Source organism: Streptomyces sp. BoleA5, from assembly GCF_000373665.1.
Lineage (GTDB): Bacteria > Actinomycetota > Actinomycetes > Streptomycetales > Streptomycetaceae > Actinacidiphila.
Genome location: NZ_KB892091.1, coordinates 380,933 through 401,119 on the forward strand (window position 1 = coordinate 380,933; position 20,187 = coordinate 401,119).

The window sequence follows — 20,187 nt, forward strand, 5'->3', positions numbered from 1 at the left end:
CCGGCCGACCACCGAGCCTGGAGAGCACCCGCAGATGGCCCACACCTCGGGATCCTTCCCCTCCGCCGCCGCCTACGCCGACGGCGTGGTGGGCGGCACCGCGCGACTCATGAGAAGGAGCATCACCAGCCTTGCCGCAACCGGACCGGATGCCGGAGAAGACATGACTCGCGGGCGATGACTTCGCCCGCAAGGAGGAGTCTCCCTCACGAATGCCCCTGCCGGAGGCCCCGCTTGGTACCGCCCGTGATGCAGCGCACGACCCGTGACAGGAGACACTTCCCCATGACCGATCCGGAGCTGACAGCAGACCAGGACCACGGGACCGGGGTCTGGCCTTTGATCCGCGCCGAGCGAGCGGCCCTGGCGGCCGACCTCGCAGATCTGAGCGACGAGCGCTGGACAACGCCATCGCTCTGCAGCGGATTGACGGTGCGTGAGGTACTGGCGCACCTCACCGCGTCAGCGAGCCTCAATGCCGTGCGCTGGATGGCCGGAGTGATCCGCTGCAGGTTCGACTTCGACAAACAGGTCGCCATGCGACTTGCCGAGCACCTGGGCACCACACCCGGCGAAACCCTCGAACGGTTCCGCCGCATCATCCCCAGCACCACCAAGCCCCCCTTGCCCGCCATCGCCATGCTCGGCGAGACAATCGTCCATGCCGAGGACATCCGGCGCCCGCTGGGCATCCGTCACGACTACCCCATCGAGGCCGTGACCCGGGTCGCCGAGTACTACCGGGGCTCCGACCTCGTGGTCCTCGCCAAGGGACGCATCGACGGACTGGAACTCGTGGCCGACGACGGCCCCTTCACCACCGGCACCGGGCCCCTCGTCTCCGGCCCCACCCTGGCCTTGATCATGGCAACGACCGGACGGGCTTCCTACTGCGACGACCTCGAAGGAGACGGCGTGGAACTCCTCCACGGCCGCTGCCAGGCCGCGTGACTCCGCGTCCCGGGTCGTGGTGTCGGGTCCGGCCCCACCCCGGCGAGCGACGGCACACCCGAGGCCCAGGGCCAAACCGCTGGACACGCCGCGGAGGGCTTCGACACCATCCGCACTGTGACAGATGAACCCACCCGCCGGTCCCCAGCCATCGCCGGCCTGCGGTCGGTGAGATTCGTCGATCTGACCGGCACGGCCATGAGCGCCCTGCTGGACGACGACCTCGCCCGTGCCAGTACCGAAGCCGGAGTCGGGCTCACGGACTACTTCCTCACTGATCAGGCGAAATGGGTCTGGCGGTATCGGGTAGACCAGTTGGCCTCGGACCCCCGTAGCGCAGGGTGGCTCACCCGAGCCGTGGTGGCCGAGCCCGAAGGCGTCGTCGTGGGGTACGCCGGGTTCCACGGGCCGCCCGATGAGGCGGGCATGGTGGAGATCGGCTATTCGGTGGCACCCGGCCACCGTCGTCAGGGGTACGCCAGGACGATGTTGACCGAATTGTTGCGTCGCGCCGCCGCCGAATCCGGAGTCAGGACGGCCAGGGTGACGATCAGCCCCCAGAACACCGCATCTCTGGCCACCGTTTCGGGATTCGGCTTCGTCGAGGTCGGAGAGCAGTGGGACGAGGTGGACGGCCTCGAACTCATTCTTGAAGTCCCGGTCTGAGTGAGCCGAGCCCGGATGGCGGATCTTCGCCCCACGGGGCCTCACGTGCCGACCCGTTCAAGGTTTCCGGTCACGCGGCTCCGCGCAGGTTGACGGAGCGGAGATCCGTGGTGCGCGCAGGGCGAAGTCCGCCTGCTCACGCCACGCGGTGCCGTCGAAGACCAGCAACTGCACCGAACTCACGCGTGCCGTGACCGGCGGCCGACCCGCCAGATCGGCCTCAACGGCGTCCAACACACCCGGCTCCTGGTCGTGCGCCACCGTCAGATGCGGAACGACCTCGGCGAACCGGCCTCCGTACGGCGGTGCCTCGGGCCACCGGTCGGCGACGGCCAGAGTGAGCGCCCGCAACTGCCCGTCCGGCTCCGGGGCGAGGTAGAGGACGCCCGGAAAGCGTCCGCACCTGCGGAAACGAACATCGAAAGCACTGTGGGAGCAGAAGAGTTCGCTCATGACGCCCAGGACCCGATCATCGACTTGGTCCTGGCTCAGAAACGGGTAGAGCACCGACACGTGCGCCGGGACCCCGGCCCTCGCCGAGGCGTCGAACAGCTCACGCCAGCTGCCCACGACGGGCTCGGCCTCGGGCACCTTGACGATCAGCGCTGTCTCGCCTGCCTGATACCGACCCACGCCGTCCGCCGCCATGGCGACATGATGCCGGCCGGTGAGATCAGGAACTCCACGAACGCCTGCGGAGCTGCGCGAGAGGTGCGGATCGCCGCCGCTGATCGCCCAGGCGGGATGTCCCCACTTGATCGCCTCGCTCGCCTCCGGAGCCCCTTCGAAAGCCGGCGCCCGTACCTGCTCGAGCGCCTCCCGGCTCTTCCCGGTGGTCCTTTCGATGTACGCGTCGACGGTCTGCGGCCTGTCCATGGCGCCAGTCTGGCACCTCCCGCCGCCTCGCAGCCGTGCTCAGCGCGGGCCCGCACGGAGAATCGGGCCGGGCGGGTAAACTCGCGGGGAAGTGCGATCCCGCAGGCATCGGTACCCGGCGTCGGCACGCACGACGCAGCTGGACCCCACGCGGTATCGACGGGACCACCCGCTGTCGGTCACCGTTTTGTCTTCGGCTCGTTCTGGCGACTCCCCGGCCGCGCATTCCGCCGGGAATTCCCTCGATGCGTGCCCCGTCGAGGAAGGTTCGCCCATGAACCGTTCGCCCCGGAACGACCACCGCTCCGGCCCGGCCGGCCGTTCGCGCCCGCAGGCCCCCGGCCGCTCCGGCGGCAAGGAACGGCCCGCCGGCCCGCAGGCAGAATTCTCGGCACCCGTGACGGTGACCCCGGCGCTGCCGCCGATGACGGCGTTCACCGAGCTCAAGCTGCCGCCAGCGCTGCTGAAGACCCTGACCGATCTCGGCGTGCACGAACCGTTCCCCATCCAGGCCGCCACCCTGCCGGACGCGCTGGCCGGCCGGGACGTGCTCGGCCGGGGGCGTACCGGCTCGGGCAAGACCCTGGCCTTCGGCCTGCCGCTGCTGGCCCGCACGGCCGGACAGCGCGCCGAGCCCAAGCGGCCCCGCGCACTGGTCCTGGTGCCGACCCGTGAGCTGGCCCAGCAGGTCACGGACGCGCTCACCCCCTACGCCCGGGCGCTGGACCTCCGGCTGGCCACCGTGGTCGGCGGCCTGTCGATCGGCCGGCAGGTCGGGGCGATCCGCGCGGGGGCCGAGATCGTCGTCGCGACGCCCGGGCGACTGAGCGACCTCGTCACGCGCCGTGACTGCCACCTGGACCACGTGCGCATCACGGTCCTGGACGAGGCGGACCAGATGGCCGACATGGGGTTCATGCCGCAGGTCACCGAGCTGCTGGACCAGGTGCGGGCCGGTGGCCAGCGGATGCTGTTCTCGGCCACGCTCGACAACAACATCGACCTCCTGGTCCGCCGCTACCTGACCGACCCGGTGGTCCACTCGGTCGACCCCTCGGCCGCGACCGTCGTCGCCATGGAGCACCACGTGCTGTACGTGCACGCCGCCGACAAGTACGCCGCCGCCACCGAGATCGCCGCCCGCGACGGCCGGGTGATCATGTTCCTGGACACCAAGCACGCGGTCGACCAGTTCACCAGGCACCTCGAGGGTTCCGGGATCCCGGCGGCGGCCCTGCACAGCGGGAAGTCCCAGCCGCAGCGCACACGGGCGCTGGCCCGCTTCAAGACCGGCGAGGTGACGACGCTGGTGGCCACCAACGTCGCCGCCCGGGGCATCCACATCGACGACCTGGACCTCGTGGTCAACGTCGACCCGCCCGGCGACTCCAAGGACTACCTCCACCGCGGTGGCCGGACCGCGCGGGCCGGCCGGTCGGGCCGGGTGGTGACCCTGGTGACCACTCACCAACGCCGCGACGTGACCCGGCTCCTGTCCGACGCGGGCATCCGGCCGACGATCACCCAGGTGCGTTCCGGCGAGGCGGCGCTGAGCCGGATCACCGGGGCCAAGGCCCCGTCCGGCGTCCCCGTCGCGGGCGCACCGGCCGCGAGCACGCCGGCCCGTGGTGGAGCCCCGTTCCGCGGCCTGGGCACGAGGCCCGGCCGGGAGTCGCGCAAGGCGGCCGAGGCCCGCCAGATGGCGGCGGCCCGCGAGGCCGCCCGCATCCGCCGGGGCAAGTGACCCCGCGCAGGCCGCGCCACTCCACCCGTCGCCCTGGCCCGGGCATTGCACAACGCGCCGGTGAGCGGCCCGCCGTCGGGTTCACCGGTCCGTAACGAAGACACGGTCGGCGGACCGGCACCCACTCGTCAGGGTGCCTTCGGATGTGGCGCGTCCGTCCGCCCGTCATGGGCCTCACCGGCGGACCCGCTCTGTGCGAGGGCGGTCAGGAGCCGCAGTTTCTCGTCGCTGTCGCTGTCCTTGTCCGGGTAGTAGACGACCAGGATGACGTCGTCGACGGGGAGTTTGTCGCGGTGGAGGCGGAGTTCACCGACGACGGGGTGGTTCACCGTGGCCGTGCCCCCGTCCAGACGGCGCACGTCGTGGCGGGCCCACAGGGTGCGGAACGGCTGACTGCTCAGCGCGAGCTCTCCGACGAGCTCGACGAACCGGGGGTTGTCCGTGTCGTCCCCGATCGTGGTGCGCAGGGCGGCGACGAAATCGGCGGCCGCCTTCGTCCAGTCGCGCTGGAAGGCCTGCTCCTCGGGGTCGAGGAACAGGGAGCGAAGCCGGTTCTCGCCCGGCCGCAGGCGGGGGGAGAGCGCGAGCGCCATCGCATTGGAGGCCAGGACGTCGAACGCGCGCCCTTCGACGAACGCGGGGATCTGAAGGTGGGCGAGCAGTTCGTGCACGCGTGCCGGTACGTGCTCGGGCCGCTTGCGGCGCGGCGCCCTGGGGCGTGCCGCGGTCAGGCCGAGCAGATACGTCCGCTCGATGTCGTCGAGCTGCAGGACGCGCGCGAGTGATTCGAGGACCTGGGGCGAGGGGTTCGTGTCACGACCCCGTTCCAGGCGCAGGTAGTAGTCGGGGCTGATTCCGGCCAGCAGGGCCACTTCCTCACGGCGCAGGCCGGGCACGCGGCGATTGCCACCGGGCGGGAGCCCTGCCTGCGCCGGGGAGACCAGCTCACGCCGGGCACGCAGGTAGCTTCCGAGCCGGTTGCCGGATTCCTCGTCCCTCATACCGCCACCGTAATGCGGTCCGCGGAGGTCAGAGGGGGCCCTGCCAGGACCAGGGAAAACCGGGGCCCTGCCACCCCCCGCGCATTCCGTCGAGACTTCGGTACCACTGCTTCGAAAAAGACAGCGGCCATCGCTGTCCGCGCCGCGGACCTGAGTTCCGCCGGCGCCCTGGACCGAAGGGAAGATCTTGTGGATCTCTCCAACCGCACCGTGCTCGTCGTCGGCGGAACCTCGGGTATCGGCCGAGAGCTGGCCCGCCGCTTCGCCGCGGCGGGCAGCACCGTGGCCGTCGGCGGCCGCAGCCCGCAGGCGCTGTCGGAACTCGCCGACGAGGGCTTCGGCACATTCCCCGTCGACGTCACCGACAGTTCCTCCGTCGCGTCTTTCCGTGACGTCGTGCTCGCCCGGTACCCGGGACTGGACACCGTGGTGACCATGTCCGGCGTCATGATCACGGAGGACCTGCGCGACCCCGCACACTTCGAGGTGGCCCAGAGGACGATCGACACCAACCTGGTCGGCACGATCAGGGTCGTCGACGCCTTCACCCCCCACCTGATCCGGCGGGGAGCCGGCACGTTCATCACCGTCACCTCGGGCATCGCCTTCCTGCCGTTCCCGCCCATGCCCAGTTACGCCGCCTCGAAGGCCGCGGTGCACGCCTACTCCGAGGCACTGCGGGCGCAGCTCGACGGCACCGGTGTCGGCGTCGTCGAGCTCGTCCCCCCGGCCGTCGCCACGGCGGGCCAGGAGAAGGTGAACCCGCACGCGCTGCCGCTCGACGGTTTCGCCACCGAGGTCATGCACCTGCTCTCACAGGACCCCACCCCGCGCGAGCTCCTCGTGAAGGGCGTCCTCATGCACCGCTGGGCCGAGCGGGACGGAACCTACGACGACCTCGTCGCACGGCGCTCCCAGGCCCTGACCATGCTCCCCGGCCGCGAAGGCTGACACCCCCACCGGGCCCGGGCAGGGGGTGCGGGGCCCCGGCCGTACGGGTGACGCGCCGTACCGCCTCCGTGAACGGCGTGCCACGTCGCCCGAACGCGTCCGCGCTCGCCGCTTAGGGTGCCGCCAGGAGGTGGCGGATGCGAGTGGGACTGCACGCGCTCGGCATCGGTGACGGTGCCCGTCCGCAGGTCATCGCGGCGGTGGCCACGGCGGCGGAGACGAACGGCTTCGCCAGGCTCTGGTGCGGCGAGCACGTGGTGCTGGTGGACGCGCCCGCTTCCCGCTACCCCTACTCCGCGGACGGCCGGATCGCGGTGCCCGCGGACGCGGACTGGCTGGACCCCCTGCTCGCCCTGAGCTACGCCGCGGCCGTCACCAGCCGGATCGAGCTCGCCACCGGTGTGCTCCTGCTGCCCGAGCACAACCCGGTCGTGGTCGCCAAGCAGGCCGCCACCCTCGACGTGCTCTCAGCCGGACGCTTCACCCTGGGGGTGGGTGCCGGCTGGTCCGCCGAGGAGTTCGCGGCGCTCGGAGTCCCCTTCGCCGGGCGCGGGCGGCGCACCGAGGAGTACCTCGCCGCGATGCGCGCCCTGTGGACCGGTGATCCCGCCTCCTTCGCCGGGGAGTTCACCCGCTTCGACGCGATCCGGGTCAACCCCAAGCCGCTGCGCGGCGGCCGGCTCCCGGTCGTGATCGGCGGCAACAGCGACACCGCCCTGCGGCGCGCGGCCGGGCTCGCCGACGGCTGGTACGGCTTCAACGTCCCCGTCGTCGACGTCCCCTCCCGTGTGGCCGTCCTCGCCGACGAATGCGCCCGCCACGGCCGTACCCCGGACGACCTCACGGTCGCCGTCGCCCTGAGCGACGGCACACCCGAGCACCTGCCCGCGCTCACCGCGGCAGGCGTCTCCGAAGTCGTCGTCGTCGCCGCACCCCCGCGCTCGCCCGACGCGGCGGCCGCCTGGGTCGCGGAACTCGCCCGGACGTGGATCGCACCCGGCCACTGAGCGGTTCAGGCGGCCGGCACCACCCGCCCGCTGAGGGGTCTCCTCGCGGGAGGACCCATTCGCCGCCGACACGGCGCCCCTCACCGGCGCGGCTGTCACGCGCCGGTGAGGGGCGGTTGCCCGTGGGCGGCGTCCACGGGCACGGGGATCGCCGTGCGAAGGGTCAGACCCGGTCGGCCACGATGAGCAGGTACTGGAAGCTGCCGTTGCGGTAGGCGGTCAGGAACGTGTCCTCGATGCCGGTGACCAGATGGTCCGCCTTCTTGCGCAGCTCCCAGTAGGGGATCGCGGCCTCGGTCAGGTCCTCGACGTGGACCGGTACCAGACGGTGGCGCGCCATCGCCCGGAAGTACGCCGAGCGTGGGTGGATGTCGCAGATGTAGTGCGCGTTGATCAGGGACACCTCACGTGAGGCCTGGCCGTAGGTGTCGTTGTAGCAGCCGGTGACGGTCACGTACCGACCTCCGCGCCGCAGCAGACGGGCGTGCTCGGCGAACAGCAGGTCCAGCTCGACGTACATCGTGGACTCGTTGTTCCAGGACGCCGCGTATCCGCCGGTCTCGAACCCCGTGTCGAGCATGTTGCGGTGGTGGTAGCGGACCTTGTGGCCGATGCCGCGGGCACGGGCCTGCTCGTTGGCGAAGTCGGCCTGCTTCGTGGAGAGGGTGACCCCGTCGGCGTGGCAGCCGTAGCGCAGATGCGCGACGACGCTGCCGCCGCCCCGTCCGCAGCCGGCGTCGAAGACGCGTTCGTCCGCGGACAGGTCGCCCAGGTGGGAGGCGAGGAGTTCGGCCTGGGCGTGCTCCAGGCGGTGCAGTTCAGCGGTGAGGCGCTTGCGCCGGATGCCGGGATCGGGTTCGTCGAGGACCGAGGTGTCGGCCTCCCCGATGCCGTAGTGGTGGTGGTACAGGTCGTCGATCTTTCCGAGTTCGAGGTTGACCGGGTTCTCCTCGGCGTTCCAGTAGTCCGCGATCCGGGTCTGGTAGGTCGACTGGGCCGGGACCGGAAGAACCGCGGGCCGGGCGGCAGGGGCGTTGGTCAAGTGGTGCTCCTCGTGGTGCGGGTGCCGTGTGCCAGTGGGTCACAGGCGGTGGTTACCAGTAGTCGGGCAGGTGGTAACGGTGGCTGTTGGTGGCGTGCCACTCGTGGTTGCCGGACACCCAGGCGGCGAGCCCCCGGGCGTAGCGCTCCACGACGGGCGAGGTCGCCGAGAGCAGGGCCGACTCCTCTTCGAAGGCCGCCATGATCGTGTTGTGGATCTCGACCGAGCGCAGGTAGGCGGCCTTCAGCCCGCACCGCTCGTTGGCGGCGACGACCTGCGGGAGGTTGAGGTGTGACGGATCGCTGGCCAGTTCCTTGGTGAAGGAGTACAGGTCGTTGACGATCGTCGTGGCGTTGCAGGCGAGGGCCGTGATCCGCTGGATCTCGGGGCGGGCGTAGGCCGGCTCGGGCAGTTCGTAGCCGTCGACGGCGTCCACGATGGACAGGCAGGGGCGGAAGTTGTTGAACTGCCGCATCACCAGGTACTCCCAGACCTGGGGCACGTACCGGGTCTCCGCCCAGGCGGCCTCGGCCAGGTAGCCCAGGTGCAGCCGGGCGACGTCGTGGACGAACCGGTCGGTCTGGCTGGGTGTCGCCAGCGCGGCGAAGTCCCGCAGCGCGAGGTGGTAGGAGCGCAGCGGGCCGTCCGCCCGGACGCCCTGCCGCCACTCCTCCTCCAGTTCGGGCGTGCCGTGGTACGGGTCGAGTGCCGACTGGGCGATGACCAGTCGTCCGCCCAGGCCCTTGCGCGCTCCCCCGCGGCCCTCGTCCTCCTCGCAGTAGCAGGAGTCGACGATGTTCTCGGCGAGCAGCAGCTTGCCGGCGGCGGTGAGGCGGTCCAGGTCGGCGGCGCCCGGGTGCTGGAGCACGACGGCGCGACCGAACTGGAAGCCGGCGAAGTCGCCCTGCCAGGCCGAGGGGAACAGGTCGTTCGCGCGGGCCCAGGTCTCCACCCGCAGGTCGACCTGCCGCACCTTCTCCGGGTCGGCGGGCACCGCGGGCCGGTACAGCAGCCCGGGGATCGCGCCGGTGCGCCGCGCTCTCGCGCCGCGCACCGGGCTGGGAGGTCCGGGCAGGGTGAAGGTGGTGGGGTGTGTGGTCACGGGGCGCTCCAGGCCGTCATTCGGGGAGCCGGCCGACCTGGACGTTCTCCAGGATCCCTGCCGCGTCGGGCACGAGGACGGCCAGCGAGTAGTAGGCGGTGACGAGGTAGCTGATGATCGCGGCGGAGTCGATGCCCATGAACCGGACGTTCAGGCCCGGCTGGTGCTCCTCGGGGATCCCGGTCTGGTAGAGGCCGACGACGCCCTGGTCGGCCTCGCCGGTGCGCAGCGCGATGATGCTGGTGGTCTGGTCGTCGCGGATCGGGATCTTGCCGCAGGGCAGGATCGGGACCCCCCGCCACGCCGGCACCTCGTGGCCGTCGACGGTCGCGGTGCCGGGCATCAGACCGCGCCGGTTGCACTGCCGGAAGAAGGCCGCGATCGCCTTGGGATGCGCGAGGAAGACCTTCGTCTTGCGGCGCATCGACAGCAGTTCGTCCATGTCGTCCGGCACCGGCGGGCCGGAGAAGGTGCTGACCCGCTGGCCGTGGTCGACGTTGTGCAGCAGGCCGAACTCACGGTTGTTGACGAGCTCCCACTCCTGGCGTTCGCGGATCTCCTCGACGGTCAGGCGCAGTTGCTGCTCGGTCTGGTCCATCGGGTCGTTGTAGAGGTCGGCGACCCGGCTGTGGAGCCGCAGCACGGTCTGGGTGAGGGACAACTGGTACTCGCGCGGCGCGAGCTCGTAGTCCACGAACCCGCCGGTGAGCGTCGGCTCGCCCACGTGGCCGGCCTGCACCGGCACATCGGCCTCGCCCTTGCGGTTCATCGGCCGGTGCTGCCGGTCCACCCAGGACCGCAGGTGCGTGCCGAGGGAGGGCGCCCGTTCGGTGAGGTCCTCGACGGCGGCCCAGGGCATGGAGAGGACCACCCCGGCCGTCTCGGCCCGCACCGAGGCCGACCACAGCGGATCGGACTGCCCCACGGCCTCGTCGCCCAGCTGGTCGCCGTCCGTGACGACCCCGATGATCCCCTCGTCGCCGTACTTGCCGCGGGTGTAGCGGGTGAACCGGCCGTGGACGACCAGGTACACCTCCGTCACGGGCTGGCCGGCCTCGAAGAGCACCTGGCCCGCGCGTACCTCCTGGGGCCGGAAGTGGCCGGCGATCTCACGCAGGACGTCCGTGTCGTCGTAGCCGCGCAGGACCGGCAGCTCGGTGAGCGACTGCGGGATGACGCGGATGTCGTCGCTCCCGTTGTGCTCGAAGTGCACGCGGCCGCGGTTCGTGCGCAGTTGCAGGCGCCGGTTGACCCGGTACGTGCCGCCCTTGACGTCCACCCACGGCAGGGCCTTCAGCAGCCATCGCGAGGTGATGGCCTGCATCTGCGGCTGCGACTTGGTGGTCGTGGCGAGCTGGCGCGCCGCGCGGGTGCTCAGGCTGGTGAGCTGCTCGGCCGTGGGATCACGGGCGGGCTCTTCGACGGCGGAACCGGTGGCGCTGTCCAGTGTGGACACATCCCCTCCAGCAGGGCTGGTGAACGAACGGAGGCGACCGCGGCGGCCGGTGACGACGTGACCGCGGTGACCCTGTGATCCACTCAAGCAGCCCGGATCCGGCGCGAGGTACGGCGTGAACGGGGCGGATCAGCGCTCCAGGGGTGGCAAACCTGCTGTTGGGGGCAGGAGTGGCCGAGAGAGTGCTCCTGCGCCACCGGACCGCTTCCGTGAGCCGTGTGACGTGTCCCCCGGCAGGGATTGGCGGGCGGGAACGCCGTCACCGGGACGCCGCCACGCGCCGCTCCGGCTCCCCGACGGCACTCCGGCGGCCGTCTCGGCGCCGCCTGGCGGGCCAGGCCGGTACCGGTGGCCGCCTGCGCGCCTGCCCGCCGCGGGGCCTCGGCCGCCCATGGCGCACGCCTCGTCACCCGTCCGGCGGGGGGCGTGCGAGCGCCGAACGCGTACGCCTGCCGGACCCGCGAATCCACGGTGCCCGCGGTCCCGGGCCGGCGGCGGCGTCCCGGACGACTCGCGACGCTACTCGCACACCCCTCGGGCGTGTCGTCGAATGCCCGCCTGCCCCGCGGCGCATTCGACGACACGCCCTGGGATGGCCCGGCCGCGCCGCCCACTCACCGCATGCGCGGCGCGGCCCGGGGAGGACGCCGATGACCGACCACACGGGCACACCCGCCACGGGCCGGGCACCGGCCGACCCGGCGCGGCTGCAGCTGGAGTTTCCGGCACCGTGACCGGCTGATGGACCCCACCGCGCCCGGCGCGCAGGTCTGGCAGGTGGACATCACTGCCGACGGTGAGCCTGCAGACCACCAGTGGCCTGTGGTGGAAGGCCGTCGACCTGCGCGAGCGCCTGACGGACGAGGGACCCTTCACCGCCGAAGTGGCACGGCAGATACTCCGACCGGACGGGGCGTTCACCGACGACTTCGACGACCTGATCCAGAGAGCCGGCTACCTGCTCGTCCTCTACCGATGCGAGATGAAACCACCGTGGGACGACCCTCTCACGGTGGCCGGGGTGGTCACCTCCGTCATCGACCGGCTCACCGACACCTTCTTCGCCGTGGTCCTTCCCCGCGCCGGCGCGCCCGGCAGCGTCGGCGCGCACCTGCTGGAACCGGCGGGGAGGATGCTGGCCGCCGTCGAGGGCCGCCGGCCGCGCCCTGGCGCATCGCACGTCCCGGTTCAGCGGCCACTGACGGGCGCCGCCTGAACGGTGGTGACGGGTGATCACGCCGGGCGGGCGGCGGGAGTCACCCCAGTCCCAGCCGGGGTATCTCCCGCCCCGGGGAGCGGTCCATCACCATCAGCAGGCCGGCGTCGCGCGTCCTGGCGTAGGCGGCCTCGTCGATGACGTCCACCTGGAACCAGACCGCCTTGGCGCCGATCGCCACGGCCTGGTCGGCGACATCTCCGGCGAGCGCGGAGTTCACGAACACATCGACCACGTCCACCGCGAAGGGGATCTCCGCCAGGGACGCGTAGCCCTGCTCACCGTGTACCGTCTCCGCCTTCGGGTGCACGGGCACCACCCTCTTGCCGAGCCGCTGCAGCTTCTCGGCCACGCGATAGGCGGCCCGATCCGGGTTGTCGGACAGACCCACCACGGCCCACGTGTCACCGGCCTCGGTGAGTATCCGCCTGATCGTCACGTCGTCGCCGTAAGTCGTCATACCCGGAACCCCCGTTCGCGGGTGGGCACCGCACCGCCCACCGCCGACCGCATCACCATGGAAGGGGCCGGGCCCCTGAGCTTCGTCTGCAGCATGGAGCAACTCTAGGCGGCTAGAATACTGTATGCAATACGTCCGTCGCGGCGATCGGATCGGTGCTGACCCCCATCTCACCACCCAGCGCGGCCACATGAACGCGCCGGCCGGCAAGCCGATCCCGTCGAGGACTACGTCACGGCCCTGACCGCCGCGCTGCACGGCCCGGCCCTGATCAAGGCCAGGATGATCGAAGAGATACGCGGCGGCCTCGCGGACACGGTGGCCGCGTACACCAGCGCGGGAACCGCGCACCCGCGCGCCGCCCGCCTGGCGGTCGACGAGTTCGGGACCGTCGACGAGATCGCGCCGGGCTGCCAACGTGAACTGACCGTCGCCCAGGCCCGGCACACCGCCCGGGCTGTCGCCCTCACGGCTCCCTTCCTGGTCGCCTGCTGGTATCCGGCCCGTACGACCCGTCAGGATCAGCCGGTGTGCGGGGATCCGGAGTCTCGGTGACGCAGGCCGAGGCGTCGGTCCACGGTCCGCCGCAGGTGCTGTCGCGGAGCATTGCGAACAGGTCGTCGGCCCGGCGGCCGGGTGGTGTTCGGCGTGCGTGCCCGTTCCCGAAGCCTTCGGCGGCTGCTCGTCCGGCGCCGTTTCCGCTGGTGAGATCTCGCTCACGATGGCGCGTCCCGACCGGTGGGAATTTGCTTGACGCGTCAAGTAATGTTCTCATGGGATCCGGGATCGAATCAATCCGGGAGCACCGTTCGCACGGGTGACCATCGGGCGCGCGGGCCATCGCGCCGCGCTTGCCTTCACTTCTTCTTCAGGACTAGGAACCATCGTGTACACAGCCGCTGTCATCCTCAGCGTTCTGCTCGCCCTCGTCTTCCTCGCCGCCGGCGCACCCAAGGTGCGGCTCAAGGGGCCCGTGCCCGAGGGCCTCATCCACAAGGGGCTCGGCTCCGGGCTGGTCCGGTGCGTGGGCATCGCAGAGGTTGCCGCGGCCGTCGGGCTGGGCGTCGGCATCTGGTGGCAGCCGCTGGGCATCGCGGCTGCCGCAGGCACGGTGGTGGTGCTCATCGGCGCGATCGGCTTCCACGTGAAGAAGGGCGAGTACGCCGACAGCGCGACCCGCAACGCCGCGGTGACCCCCATCGTGCTGCTCCCCGTGGCCGTGGCCACCGCCCTGACGCTGGCCGCGTCCCTGTAGCAGGTCGACCCGGCAGCCCGCATAGAACGCCGGAGGGTCCTCGGTTCCGTGTACCGGGATGAGGCGGCCGCCGTCAGCCCTTGCGGGCCATGACCAGCCGGGCGTACGGGGCGCCGTCCGGGCGGCGGCCGAAGTCGGGCAGTACCGCGGTCCGCACCGTGAAGCCCGCCGCGGTCAGTTCGGCGCGCACGGCGCGCAGCGGGAAGGTGCGGTAGTACATGATGAACGGCGGGCGCCAGACCGCGTTCCGTACGCGCATGGCCGCGTCGAACCCGGCGGGCACCCAGTACCTCCGGGAGGAGATGCGGGGCGGCGCGAACACCGGGAAGGCGAAGAGCCCGCCGGGCCGCAGGGCGCGGTGCACCCCGGCGAACAGGGCCGGCCGGTCGGTGGCCAGGAAGTGGCCGAAGGCGCCGAAGCTGACGGCCAGGTCGAACTCGGCGGCGAAGGGCGGTCTCCGCGCGTCCGCGCGTATCCATTCCCCGTCCGGGTGGGCACGGCGCGCCTCGGCGAGCATGCCGGCGCTGAAGTCCACTCCCGCGACCCGGCCCCGGCACAGCGGGTGCAGGACCCGCAGGCCGGCCCCCGTGCCGCAGCACACGTCCAGCCCGTCACCGAAGGGACCGAGCGGGCGCAGGGCGGTGGCGGTCGCGTCGAGGATCCGGTCCGGCGTGCGGAACGGCGTGTGGTCGAACCTCGGCGCGAGCAGGTCGTATCCGCGCTCGACGGAGGAGAAGGCCTGCACGGCCAGCTCGCGCAGCGAGGGCCCTTCGGGTGAGAACATCCCCTCAGGGTAGAGCCGTTGGCCACGAAGACCGGCGGCTGTCGGCGAAGCGGTCCGGGACCTCCGCGGGACCGGTGAGCCAAACCGTTCCGTAGAAACAATTCCTGACGTCGAATTCGAGCGCCCTCTGGACGCCGGTCAGGACGACGAGTTTGCCGCGTCCGCCTGAACCGGGCGGCCGCGAACGACTTCACCACGAATCGGCGGCGTCGGCCTCGTCGCGGGCGGGGGGCTCGGCTCCCGACGGTGCGCGACGGTCCTCGGTACCGAGGGTCAACGCCCTTGGTGGCGCCGGTCCCTCATTGACTGCTGTGCGCGGCGCGGCCCCGCCCCCTTCACCGAGTCCTCGTGGCGTTGGCGCCGCGCGAACAGTGCGTTCCGGGAGGCTCAATATCTGCGCTCGCGAAGTGAGAAATCGGCGCGACACGCGATGAGGTATCTCACGGGATCGCCGGTGCACGGTTATCAACCGTGCACAGACGATCGCACCGTGCTACTCTCAAAAAAGTTGCAGTTGTGGTTCCCGAAAAGTGCCCTCACCGGCCCGCGCCCATGAGAGCAGTCCTTTATACCGGTCATCTGCTGGCGGGGTAATCATTGCGGCGACGCGGGTTCCGTACCGTACGGGCTCCGGGCACTGCCCCAAAGGAGATTCAGCACATGGCTACTGGCACCGTGAAGTGGTTCAACGCGGAAAAGGGCTTCGGCTTCATCGAGCAGGACGGTGGCGGCGCGGACGTGTTCGCCCACTACTCGAACATCGCCGCCCAGGGCTTCCGTGAACTCCTCGAAGGCCAGAAGGTGAGCTTCGACATCGCACAGGGCCAGAAGGGCCCGACGGCCGAGAACATCGTTCCCGCCTGACGCTGAAACAGGCACACCGCAGCTGGGGCCCGCACCTTGGGTGCGGGCCCCAGCTTGCAGCGCGTCGGTACACACTCTGCCCTGCTCACGCCGTGACGATTTCACCGCGGGCAGGCTCTTGAGGGCGCCGCGATCCCCCATCGGCAGCAGATGTCCGCTCAAGGCTCCGGATGAAAATCCGTCAGAGCCTCTCGACGCCCAAAGCCTCGGTCTTGGGGACGTGGACCGGACCGCCCGACCCGTTCAGCGCTCTCAGCCCGCGGGCATCGCCCGCCGGCCATATTTACTTGGCCCATTCTTGCGATTCCCTGTACTGCGCAGCGCAGCAGAGTCCCTAGAATGCGGCCGCTTTGAGGAAGGTTCTGAATGAGCCGCACACGCATGAAAGACGGTTTCACCGCCACCCGCGGCGGAAATTCCGGCGCAGGAAAGAACGGCGTCCGCACGAGGACCAGCGACCCAAGCCGCTCCGGCGGCCATCGCCACCGCCCCGCCGCACCGCAGGGGGAGTTCGCCCTGCCGGAGACACTGACTCCGGCACTGCCCGCCGCTGGGGCGTTCGCCGACCTCGACATGCCCCGGCCACTACTGGTGACCCTCACCGCGGAGGGCGTGACCGTGCCGTTCCCGATCCAGGCGGCGACGCTGCCCAACTCCCTGGCGGGCCGCGATGTGCTGGGCCGCGGGCGAACCGGGTCCGGCAAGACCCTCGCCTTCGGCCTCGCGCTGCTGGCTCGTACCGCCGGACGGCGCGCCGAGCCCCGGCAACCGCTGGCCCTGGTGCTGGTGCCCACCCGCGAGTTGGCCCAGCAGGTCACCGACGCTCTCGCCCCCTACGCGCGTTCGATGAAACTCCGACTGGCCACCGCGGTCGGCGGGATGCCGATCGGTCGTCAGGCCGGCGCGCTCCGCGACGGCGCGGAGGTGCTCGTCGCGACGCCGGGCCGGCTGAGGGACCTCGTCGAGCGCGGTCACTGCCGGCTCGGCCAGGTCGCCGTCACCGTCCTGGACGAGGCCGACCAGATGGCCGACATGGGCTTTATGCCCCAGGTAACGGCGCTGCTGGACCAGGTTCGCCCCGAAGGACAGCGAATGCTGTTCTCGGCCACCTTGGACCGCAACGTCGACCTGCTGGTCCGCCGCTACCTGCACGACCCGGTGGTCCACTCCCTGGACCACTCCGCCGGCGCGGTCAGTACGTCGGAGCACCACGTGCTGCACGTGCACGCCGCCGACAAGCTGCAGACGACGACCGAGATCGCTGCCCGGGAGGGCCAGGTGATCATGTTCCTGGACACCAAGCACGCCGTCGACCGACTCACCGAGCACCTGCTCGACAGCGGCGTCCGCGCCGCCGCCCTGCACGGCGGCAAATCGCAGCCGCAGCGCACCCGAACCCTGGCCCGGTTCAAGTCCGGGCACGTCACGGTTCTGGTCGCGACCAACGTCGCCGCGCGCGGGATCCACGTCGACAACCTCGACCTGGTCGTCAACGTGGACCCGCCCGGCGACCACAAGGACTACCTGCACAGGGGCGGCCGCACGGCCCGCGCCGGCCGGTCCGGCATCGTGGTCACGCTGGTCACCCCCGACCAGCGCCGCGACGTGGCCCGTCTCATGCAGCATGCCGGAATCCGCCCGCAAACCACCCAGGTCCACCCTTCCGGGGCGGACCTGATCCGCATCACCGGCGCGCAGACTCCGTCGGGTATCCCGGTGGTCATCACCGCGCCCGTGGCCGAGCACAAGGACAACGGCCCCGCCTCCCGCGGACGACGCAACCGCGTCAGCGCTCAGGAGCGCCGCACCATCCGGGAGGCACGCCGCACAGATCAGTGGCGGTCCGTCGGCGACGCCGCGGCGTAGGACCGTCCCGGTCATGACGCCCACCACTACTCCAGGAGGCACCTCTTGACGCTGGCGCATTACTTGCCACGCCCTTCGGATTCCGCTCACGGGACCGTGGCCGAAGCCATGGACGCGCCCGGACCGCAGGTCTGGGACGACATGACCGTCGAGGTGGCCCTGTCGGTCATGGCCAGTGCACGTACCGGACATCTGATCGTCTGTGACGAGGACGGCCGGTGCACGAGTTTGGTCACCCTCGCCCAGCTCACCGCCTTCCGTGACGGCTGCACCTATACCGATCAGGTCCGCCTGCGGGAAGTCGCCCATGACGGGGGGCCGTTCGCCTCACCGATGACCAAGATGGCCGAGGCGCAGCACATCATGTGCCACCGCCGGCTCACGGCCGTGCCCGTCCTCGACGAGCACGGCTGCGCTGTGGGTGTACTCACCCGCTCACGTTGACCCGTCGCCCGCCGGTCCCACTGCTTTCCACTCCCCCTGTGAGGCACCATGCGCTGCGTCATCGCCCGTTTCGCGTTCGACCTGTCCAAGAGTGGGGTGGTGGCGTCGATGAAGGGCGTCAGACCCGAGCCGGTCACCGGTGAGTCCGTGATCATCGGCCGCCGTCGCTACTCCGTCATGCAAGTGGGCGAGGTCGTCACCCGGCAGGACCGACGTGACTTCACCTCCGGCGAGGTACTCCGGGCGATGGCCCGCCTCGGCTTCACCTGCCGCGACCTGCCTGCCGCGGCACCGGCGCGCGGGCTCACGCCGCTCCAGGAGGCCTCGGCTCTGCTCGGCGTCCCAACCGCCGGGTAGCCAGGGCGAAGGCCGGCCGGCGCGGCACGAGGGCTCGGCCGGCGCATGCCCGCCGGGGCCCCACCGTGCGGGAGGTCGGAAAGGCGTCGGCAGAGTCGGCGCATCCTGCGATCGGGCGGGACATCGGCTGGGCTCAGCGGCCCTCATCTCGTCGAACGGGACGAGCGCGGCATTCGTCCGGGGGCCGCGCCGCCGCGTCGGCAAAGCCAGCGGACTCGGTGTGAGACGGGTCGGCTCGGCCTGCGGGCCGGCCGGCATGTCCGTGGCTACCGCTGGTGCATGCCGCACGGGACGCTCAAGTCTGTCGAGTACCGCGTGCCGGCCGGGCCGAACGCCGCGAGACCCCCGGGGGACATCCCCCCGGGGGTCTCGCGGCAAAACCGCTACCTGCCGGACGGTCAGGCGGGCGTGAGTCCCGGGTTGCCGGCCTCGGTGACGAAGGAACCGGCCGTGGTGATCGGGGCGTCCGGCGTGGTCACCGCGGACACCGTCTTGAAGTCGGCGCGCGCCTCGTCCTTGCCGAGGGTCACCACGGCGTAGCCGCGGCGGCCGTTGTAGAACTTCAGGTGCGGGTTGGCCTGCATGTAGGTGGCCCAGTTGGACGGCTTGTCGGAACCGTCCTTGCCGCTGGAGATCGAGCTGGTGACGATCTCCGTGCCGAGGGTCTTCGACGCCGGGTCGTCGAAGTCCTTCTTGATGTCGAAGCCGTAGTGGACGTGGACGTCACCGGTGAGGACGACGAGGTTGTCCCGGCCCGCGGACTCCCAGCCGTCCAGGAGGCGCTGCCGGGAGGCCGGGTAGCCGTCCCAGGAGTCCATGGAGACCTTGAAGTCGGGCGTCGAGCGGTCCTTGCGCTGCGCGAAGGTGACCTGCTGGGGAACGACGTTCCAGGTCGCCTTCGAGGAACGCCAGCCGTCGACCAGCCAGCGCTCCTGGGTGGCGCCCGTCATCGTGCGAGCCGGATCCTGCGACTCCGGGCCCGGAACCTGCCAGCCGTCACCGTACGCCTGGTCCGAGCGGTACTGGCGGGTGTCGAGGATGTCGAACTGGGCGAGCCGCCCGAACTGCAGGCGCCGGTAGAGCTGGGCCTCGGGGCCCAGCGGGAGCTGCCGGCGGCGCAGCGGCTGGTTCTCCCAGTACGCGCGGTAGGCCGCGGCCCGCCGCAGCAGGAACTCCTCCGGGGGAACGTCGTTCTCGGGGGTGTCGTCCGCGTAGTTGTTCTCCGTCTCGTGGTCGTCCCAGGTCACCACGAAGGGGTGCGCCGCGTGGGCGGCCATCAGGTCGGGGTCGGACTTGTAGAGGGCGTACCGGAGCCGGTAGTCCTCCAGCGTGAGCGTCTCGCGGTTGAAGTGCGAGGGCAGCACGCGGTCGGTGTAGGCGCGGGCGCCACCGGTCGCGGTCACGGCGTACTCGTAGAGGTAGTCGCCGAGGTGGAAGACCGCGTCGAGGTCCTCGTCGGCCAGGTGGCGGTAGGCGGTGAAGTACCCGTCGTGGTAGGCCTGGCAGGACACCGCCGCGAGACGCAGCTCGGTCAGGCGGGCGCCCTTCGACGGGGCGGTGCGGGTACGGCCCACGGGGCTGACCCACTGGCCTACGCGGAAGCGGTAGTACAGGACGCGGTCGGCGTCCAGGCCGCCCACCTCGACGTGGACGGCGTGGTTGTACTCCGGGTGCGCGTCGACCGTTCCGCGCTCGACGACACGGGTGAAGCGCTCGTCGTGGGCGAGTTCCCAGCGCACCTTGAAACGCTTCTGGGGCAGGCCGCTGCCGCTCTCGTACGGACGGGGGGCCAGCCGGGTCCACAGCAGCACCGAATCGGGCAGCGGGTCGCCCGACGCCACGCCCAGCGTGAAGGGGTTCTCGGTGATCTTCACGGCGCCGGCCTCGGCCGCGGCGGCGGTGCCCCCCAGCGGGATGTTCACGGCGAAGGCCAGCGTGGCCGCCGCCCCGGTGACGGTCAGAAAACGGCGCCGGTCCATGTGGCGCACGGCGTCGCGAAGTTCGGCGGAGTGCCCGGACGGGGAAGGTGATGCGGAAGGCTGCATGAGCGTGCATTGCAGTGGCCCGGGGCGGCGTACAGCCACCGAAAGGTTGGCGCGTACATGTATGGAGGGTGACCGTTGGCCCCGTCACCGGCACGAAGCC

20 protein-coding genes are annotated in these 20,187 nt (G+C 71.1%); 12 read left to right on the forward strand and 8 right to left on the reverse strand.

Annotation, left to right across the window (positions count from 1 at the left end; all coding sequences use genetic code 11):
• Window positions 1–285: 285 nt before the first annotated feature.
• Together B085_RS0105640 and B085_RS0105645 are read left to right on the forward strand one after the other, a co-directional pair.
• Window positions 286–951, forward strand: coding sequence for a maleylpyruvate isomerase family mycothiol-dependent enzyme (locus tag B085_RS0105640; protein ID WP_037731232.1), 666 nt, complete (start codon window positions 286–288; stop codon window positions 949–951).
• A gap of 117 nt (window positions 952–1,068) precedes the next feature.
• Window positions 1,069–1,617 carry a GNAT family N-acetyltransferase gene (locus tag B085_RS0105645; RefSeq protein ID WP_018557590.1) on the forward strand — a complete coding sequence of 183 codons (549 nt, stop codon included), beginning with the start codon at window positions 1,069–1,071 and terminating at the stop codon, window positions 1,615–1,617.
• Between the two features lie 57 nt (window positions 1,618–1,674).
• On the opposite strand, the gene B085_RS41360 is transcribed toward B085_RS0105645, so the two are convergent.
• Complete coding sequence (locus B085_RS41360; protein WP_018557591.1) at window positions 1,675–2,493, reverse strand: 2'-5' RNA ligase family protein; 819 nt, start codon at window positions 2,491–2,493, stop codon at window positions 1,675–1,677.
• Window positions 2,494–2,767: 274 nt separating this feature from the next.
• Here B085_RS41360 and B085_RS0105655 point away from each other — a divergent pair, with 274 nt between their 5' ends.
• A complete protein-coding gene (locus B085_RS0105655; RefSeq protein ID WP_018557592.1) occupies window positions 2,768–4,237 on the forward strand; it encodes a DEAD/DEAH box helicase in 1,470 nt (489 codons plus the stop codon).
• 128 nt (window positions 4,238–4,365) lie between these two features.
• Here B085_RS0105655 and B085_RS0105660 read toward each other — a convergent pair whose 3' ends face one another.
• Complete coding sequence (locus B085_RS0105660) at window positions 4,366–5,238, reverse strand: helix-turn-helix transcriptional regulator (RefSeq protein ID WP_018557593.1); 873 nt, start codon at window positions 5,236–5,238, stop codon at window positions 4,366–4,368.
• Between the two features lie 189 nt (window positions 5,239–5,427).
• Here B085_RS0105660 and B085_RS0105665 point away from each other — a divergent pair, with 189 nt between their 5' ends.
• Together B085_RS0105665 and B085_RS0105670 are read left to right on the forward strand one after the other, a co-directional pair.
• Complete coding sequence (locus tag B085_RS0105665; RefSeq protein ID WP_018557594.1) at window positions 5,428–6,189, forward strand: SDR family oxidoreductase; 762 nt, start codon at window positions 5,428–5,430, stop codon at window positions 6,187–6,189.
• Window positions 6,190–6,326: 137 nt separating this feature from the next.
• Window positions 6,327–7,196 carry an LLM class F420-dependent oxidoreductase gene (locus B085_RS0105670; protein WP_026250715.1) on the forward strand — a complete coding sequence of 290 codons (870 nt, stop codon included), beginning with the start codon at window positions 6,327–6,329 and terminating at the stop codon, window positions 7,194–7,196.
• Window positions 7,197–7,359: 163 nt separating this feature from the next.
• On the opposite strand, the gene B085_RS0105675 is transcribed toward B085_RS0105670, so the two are convergent.
• Genes B085_RS0105675 through B085_RS0105685 form a run of 3 tightly spaced genes read right to left on the reverse strand, consistent with a single transcriptional unit; the run spans window position 7,360 to window position 10,796 of the window.
• The gene (locus B085_RS0105675; protein WP_018557596.1) at window positions 7,360–8,238 is read right to left on the reverse strand and encodes a geranyl diphosphate 2-C-methyltransferase; all 879 of its coding nucleotides are present in this window, start codon (window positions 8,236–8,238) and stop codon (window positions 7,360–7,362) included.
• Window positions 8,239–8,290: 52 nt separating this feature from the next.
• Entirely contained in the window at window positions 8,291–9,340 is a 1,050-nt protein-coding gene (locus B085_RS0105680) for a family 2 encapsulin nanocompartment cargo protein terpene cyclase (protein ID WP_018557597.1), read from the reverse strand.
• A 16-nt stretch (window positions 9,341–9,356) separates the two neighbouring features.
• Complete coding sequence (locus tag B085_RS0105685) at window positions 9,357–10,796, reverse strand: family 2B encapsulin nanocompartment shell protein (protein ID WP_018557598.1); 1,440 nt, start codon at window positions 10,794–10,796, stop codon at window positions 9,357–9,359.
• Window positions 10,797–11,592: 796 nt separating this feature from the next.
• Here B085_RS0105685 and B085_RS0105695 point away from each other — a divergent pair.
• The gene (locus B085_RS0105695) at window positions 11,593–12,012 is read left to right on the forward strand and encodes a hypothetical protein (protein ID WP_018557599.1); all 420 of its coding nucleotides are present in this window, start codon (window positions 11,593–11,595) and stop codon (window positions 12,010–12,012) included.
• A 40-nt stretch (window positions 12,013–12,052) separates the two neighbouring features.
• On the opposite strand, the gene B085_RS0105700 is transcribed toward B085_RS0105695, so the two are convergent.
• Window positions 12,053–12,472: a CoA-binding protein gene (locus B085_RS0105700; RefSeq protein ID WP_018557600.1), complete on the reverse strand. Its 420-nt coding sequence runs from the start codon at window positions 12,470–12,472 to the stop codon at window positions 12,053–12,055.
• A 252-nt stretch (window positions 12,473–12,724) separates the two neighbouring features.
• Here B085_RS0105700 and B085_RS41370 point away from each other — a divergent pair, with 252 nt between their 5' ends.
• Window positions 12,725–13,027, forward strand: coding sequence for a permease prefix domain 1-containing protein (locus B085_RS41370; RefSeq protein ID WP_324603858.1), 303 nt, complete (start codon window positions 12,725–12,727; stop codon window positions 13,025–13,027).
• A 331-nt stretch (window positions 13,028–13,358) separates the two neighbouring features.
• Complete coding sequence (locus B085_RS0105715; protein ID WP_018557602.1) at window positions 13,359–13,727, forward strand: DoxX family protein; 369 nt, start codon at window positions 13,359–13,361, stop codon at window positions 13,725–13,727.
• A 73-nt stretch (window positions 13,728–13,800) separates the two neighbouring features.
• Here the strand turns inward: B085_RS0105715 and B085_RS0105720 are convergent, their stop codons facing one another.
• A complete protein-coding gene (locus B085_RS0105720; protein WP_018557603.1) occupies window positions 13,801–14,511 on the reverse strand; it encodes a class I SAM-dependent DNA methyltransferase in 711 nt (236 codons plus the stop codon).
• A gap of 660 nt (window positions 14,512–15,171) precedes the next feature.
• On the opposite strand from B085_RS0105720, the gene B085_RS0105725 reads away from it, so the two are divergent.
• The 4 genes from B085_RS0105725 to B085_RS0105740 all read left to right on the forward strand — a co-directional run bounded on the left by B085_RS0105725 (window position 15,172) and on the right by B085_RS0105740 (window position 18,042).
• Window positions 15,172–15,375, forward strand: a complete 204-nt coding sequence (locus B085_RS0105725) for a cold-shock protein (RefSeq protein ID WP_004986771.1) — start codon at window positions 15,172–15,174, stop codon at window positions 15,373–15,375.
• Window positions 15,376–15,741: 366 nt separating this feature from the next.
• Window positions 15,742–17,241, forward strand: a complete 1,500-nt coding sequence (locus B085_RS0105730) for a DEAD/DEAH box helicase (protein ID WP_026250717.1) — start codon at window positions 15,742–15,744, stop codon at window positions 17,239–17,241.
• A 45-nt stretch (window positions 17,242–17,286) separates the two neighbouring features.
• A complete protein-coding gene (locus B085_RS0105735; protein ID WP_018557605.1) occupies window positions 17,287–17,685 on the forward strand; it encodes a CBS domain-containing protein in 399 nt (132 codons plus the stop codon).
• Window positions 17,686–17,733: 48 nt separating this feature from the next.
• On the forward strand, window positions 17,734–18,042 hold the full coding sequence (locus B085_RS0105740) for an SCO5918 family protein (RefSeq protein WP_018557606.1): 309 nt from the start codon (window positions 17,734–17,736) through the stop codon (window positions 18,040–18,042).
• A gap of 398 nt (window positions 18,043–18,440) precedes the next feature.
• Here the strand turns inward: B085_RS0105740 and B085_RS0105745 are convergent, their stop codons facing one another.
• Window positions 18,441–20,087: an alkaline phosphatase D family protein gene (locus B085_RS0105745; protein WP_026250719.1), complete on the reverse strand. Its 1,647-nt coding sequence runs from the start codon at window positions 20,085–20,087 to the stop codon at window positions 18,441–18,443.
• Window positions 20,088–20,187: the final 100 nt, after the last annotated feature.

Coding starts and splice junctions, on each gene's coding strand:
- B085_RS0105640 (WP_037731232.1), top strand. CDS start 286: ATGACCGATCCGGAGCTGACAGCAGACCAGGACCACGGGACCGGGGTC.
- B085_RS41360 (WP_018557591.1), bottom strand. CDS start 2,493: ATGGACAGGCCGCAGACCGTCGACGCGTACATCGAAAGGACCACCGGG.
- B085_RS0105655 (WP_018557592.1), top strand. CDS start 2,768: ATGAACCGTTCGCCCCGGAACGACCACCGCTCCGGCCCGGCCGGCCGT.
- B085_RS0105660 (WP_018557593.1), bottom strand. CDS start 5,238: ATGAGGGACGAGGAATCCGGCAACCGGCTCGGAAGCTACCTGCGTGCC.
- B085_RS0105670 (WP_026250715.1), top strand. CDS start 6,327: ATGCGAGTGGGACTGCACGCGCTCGGCATCGGTGACGGTGCCCGTCCG.
- B085_RS0105700 (WP_018557600.1), bottom strand. CDS start 12,472: ATGACGACTTACGGCGACGACGTGACGATCAGGCGGATACTCACCGAG.
- B085_RS0105720 (WP_018557603.1), bottom strand. CDS start 14,511: ATGTTCTCACCCGAAGGGCCCTCGCTGCGCGAGCTGGCCGTGCAGGCC.
- B085_RS0105725 (WP_004986771.1), top strand. CDS start 15,172: ATGGCTACTGGCACCGTGAAGTGGTTCAACGCGGAAAAGGGCTTCGGC.
- B085_RS0105730 (WP_026250717.1), top strand. CDS start 15,742: ATGAGCCGCACACGCATGAAAGACGGTTTCACCGCCACCCGCGGCGGA.
- B085_RS0105740 (WP_018557606.1), top strand. CDS start 17,734: ATGCGCTGCGTCATCGCCCGTTTCGCGTTCGACCTGTCCAAGAGTGGG.
- B085_RS0105745 (WP_026250719.1), bottom strand. CDS start 20,087: ATGCAGCCTTCCGCATCACCTTCCCCGTCCGGGCACTCCGCCGAACTT.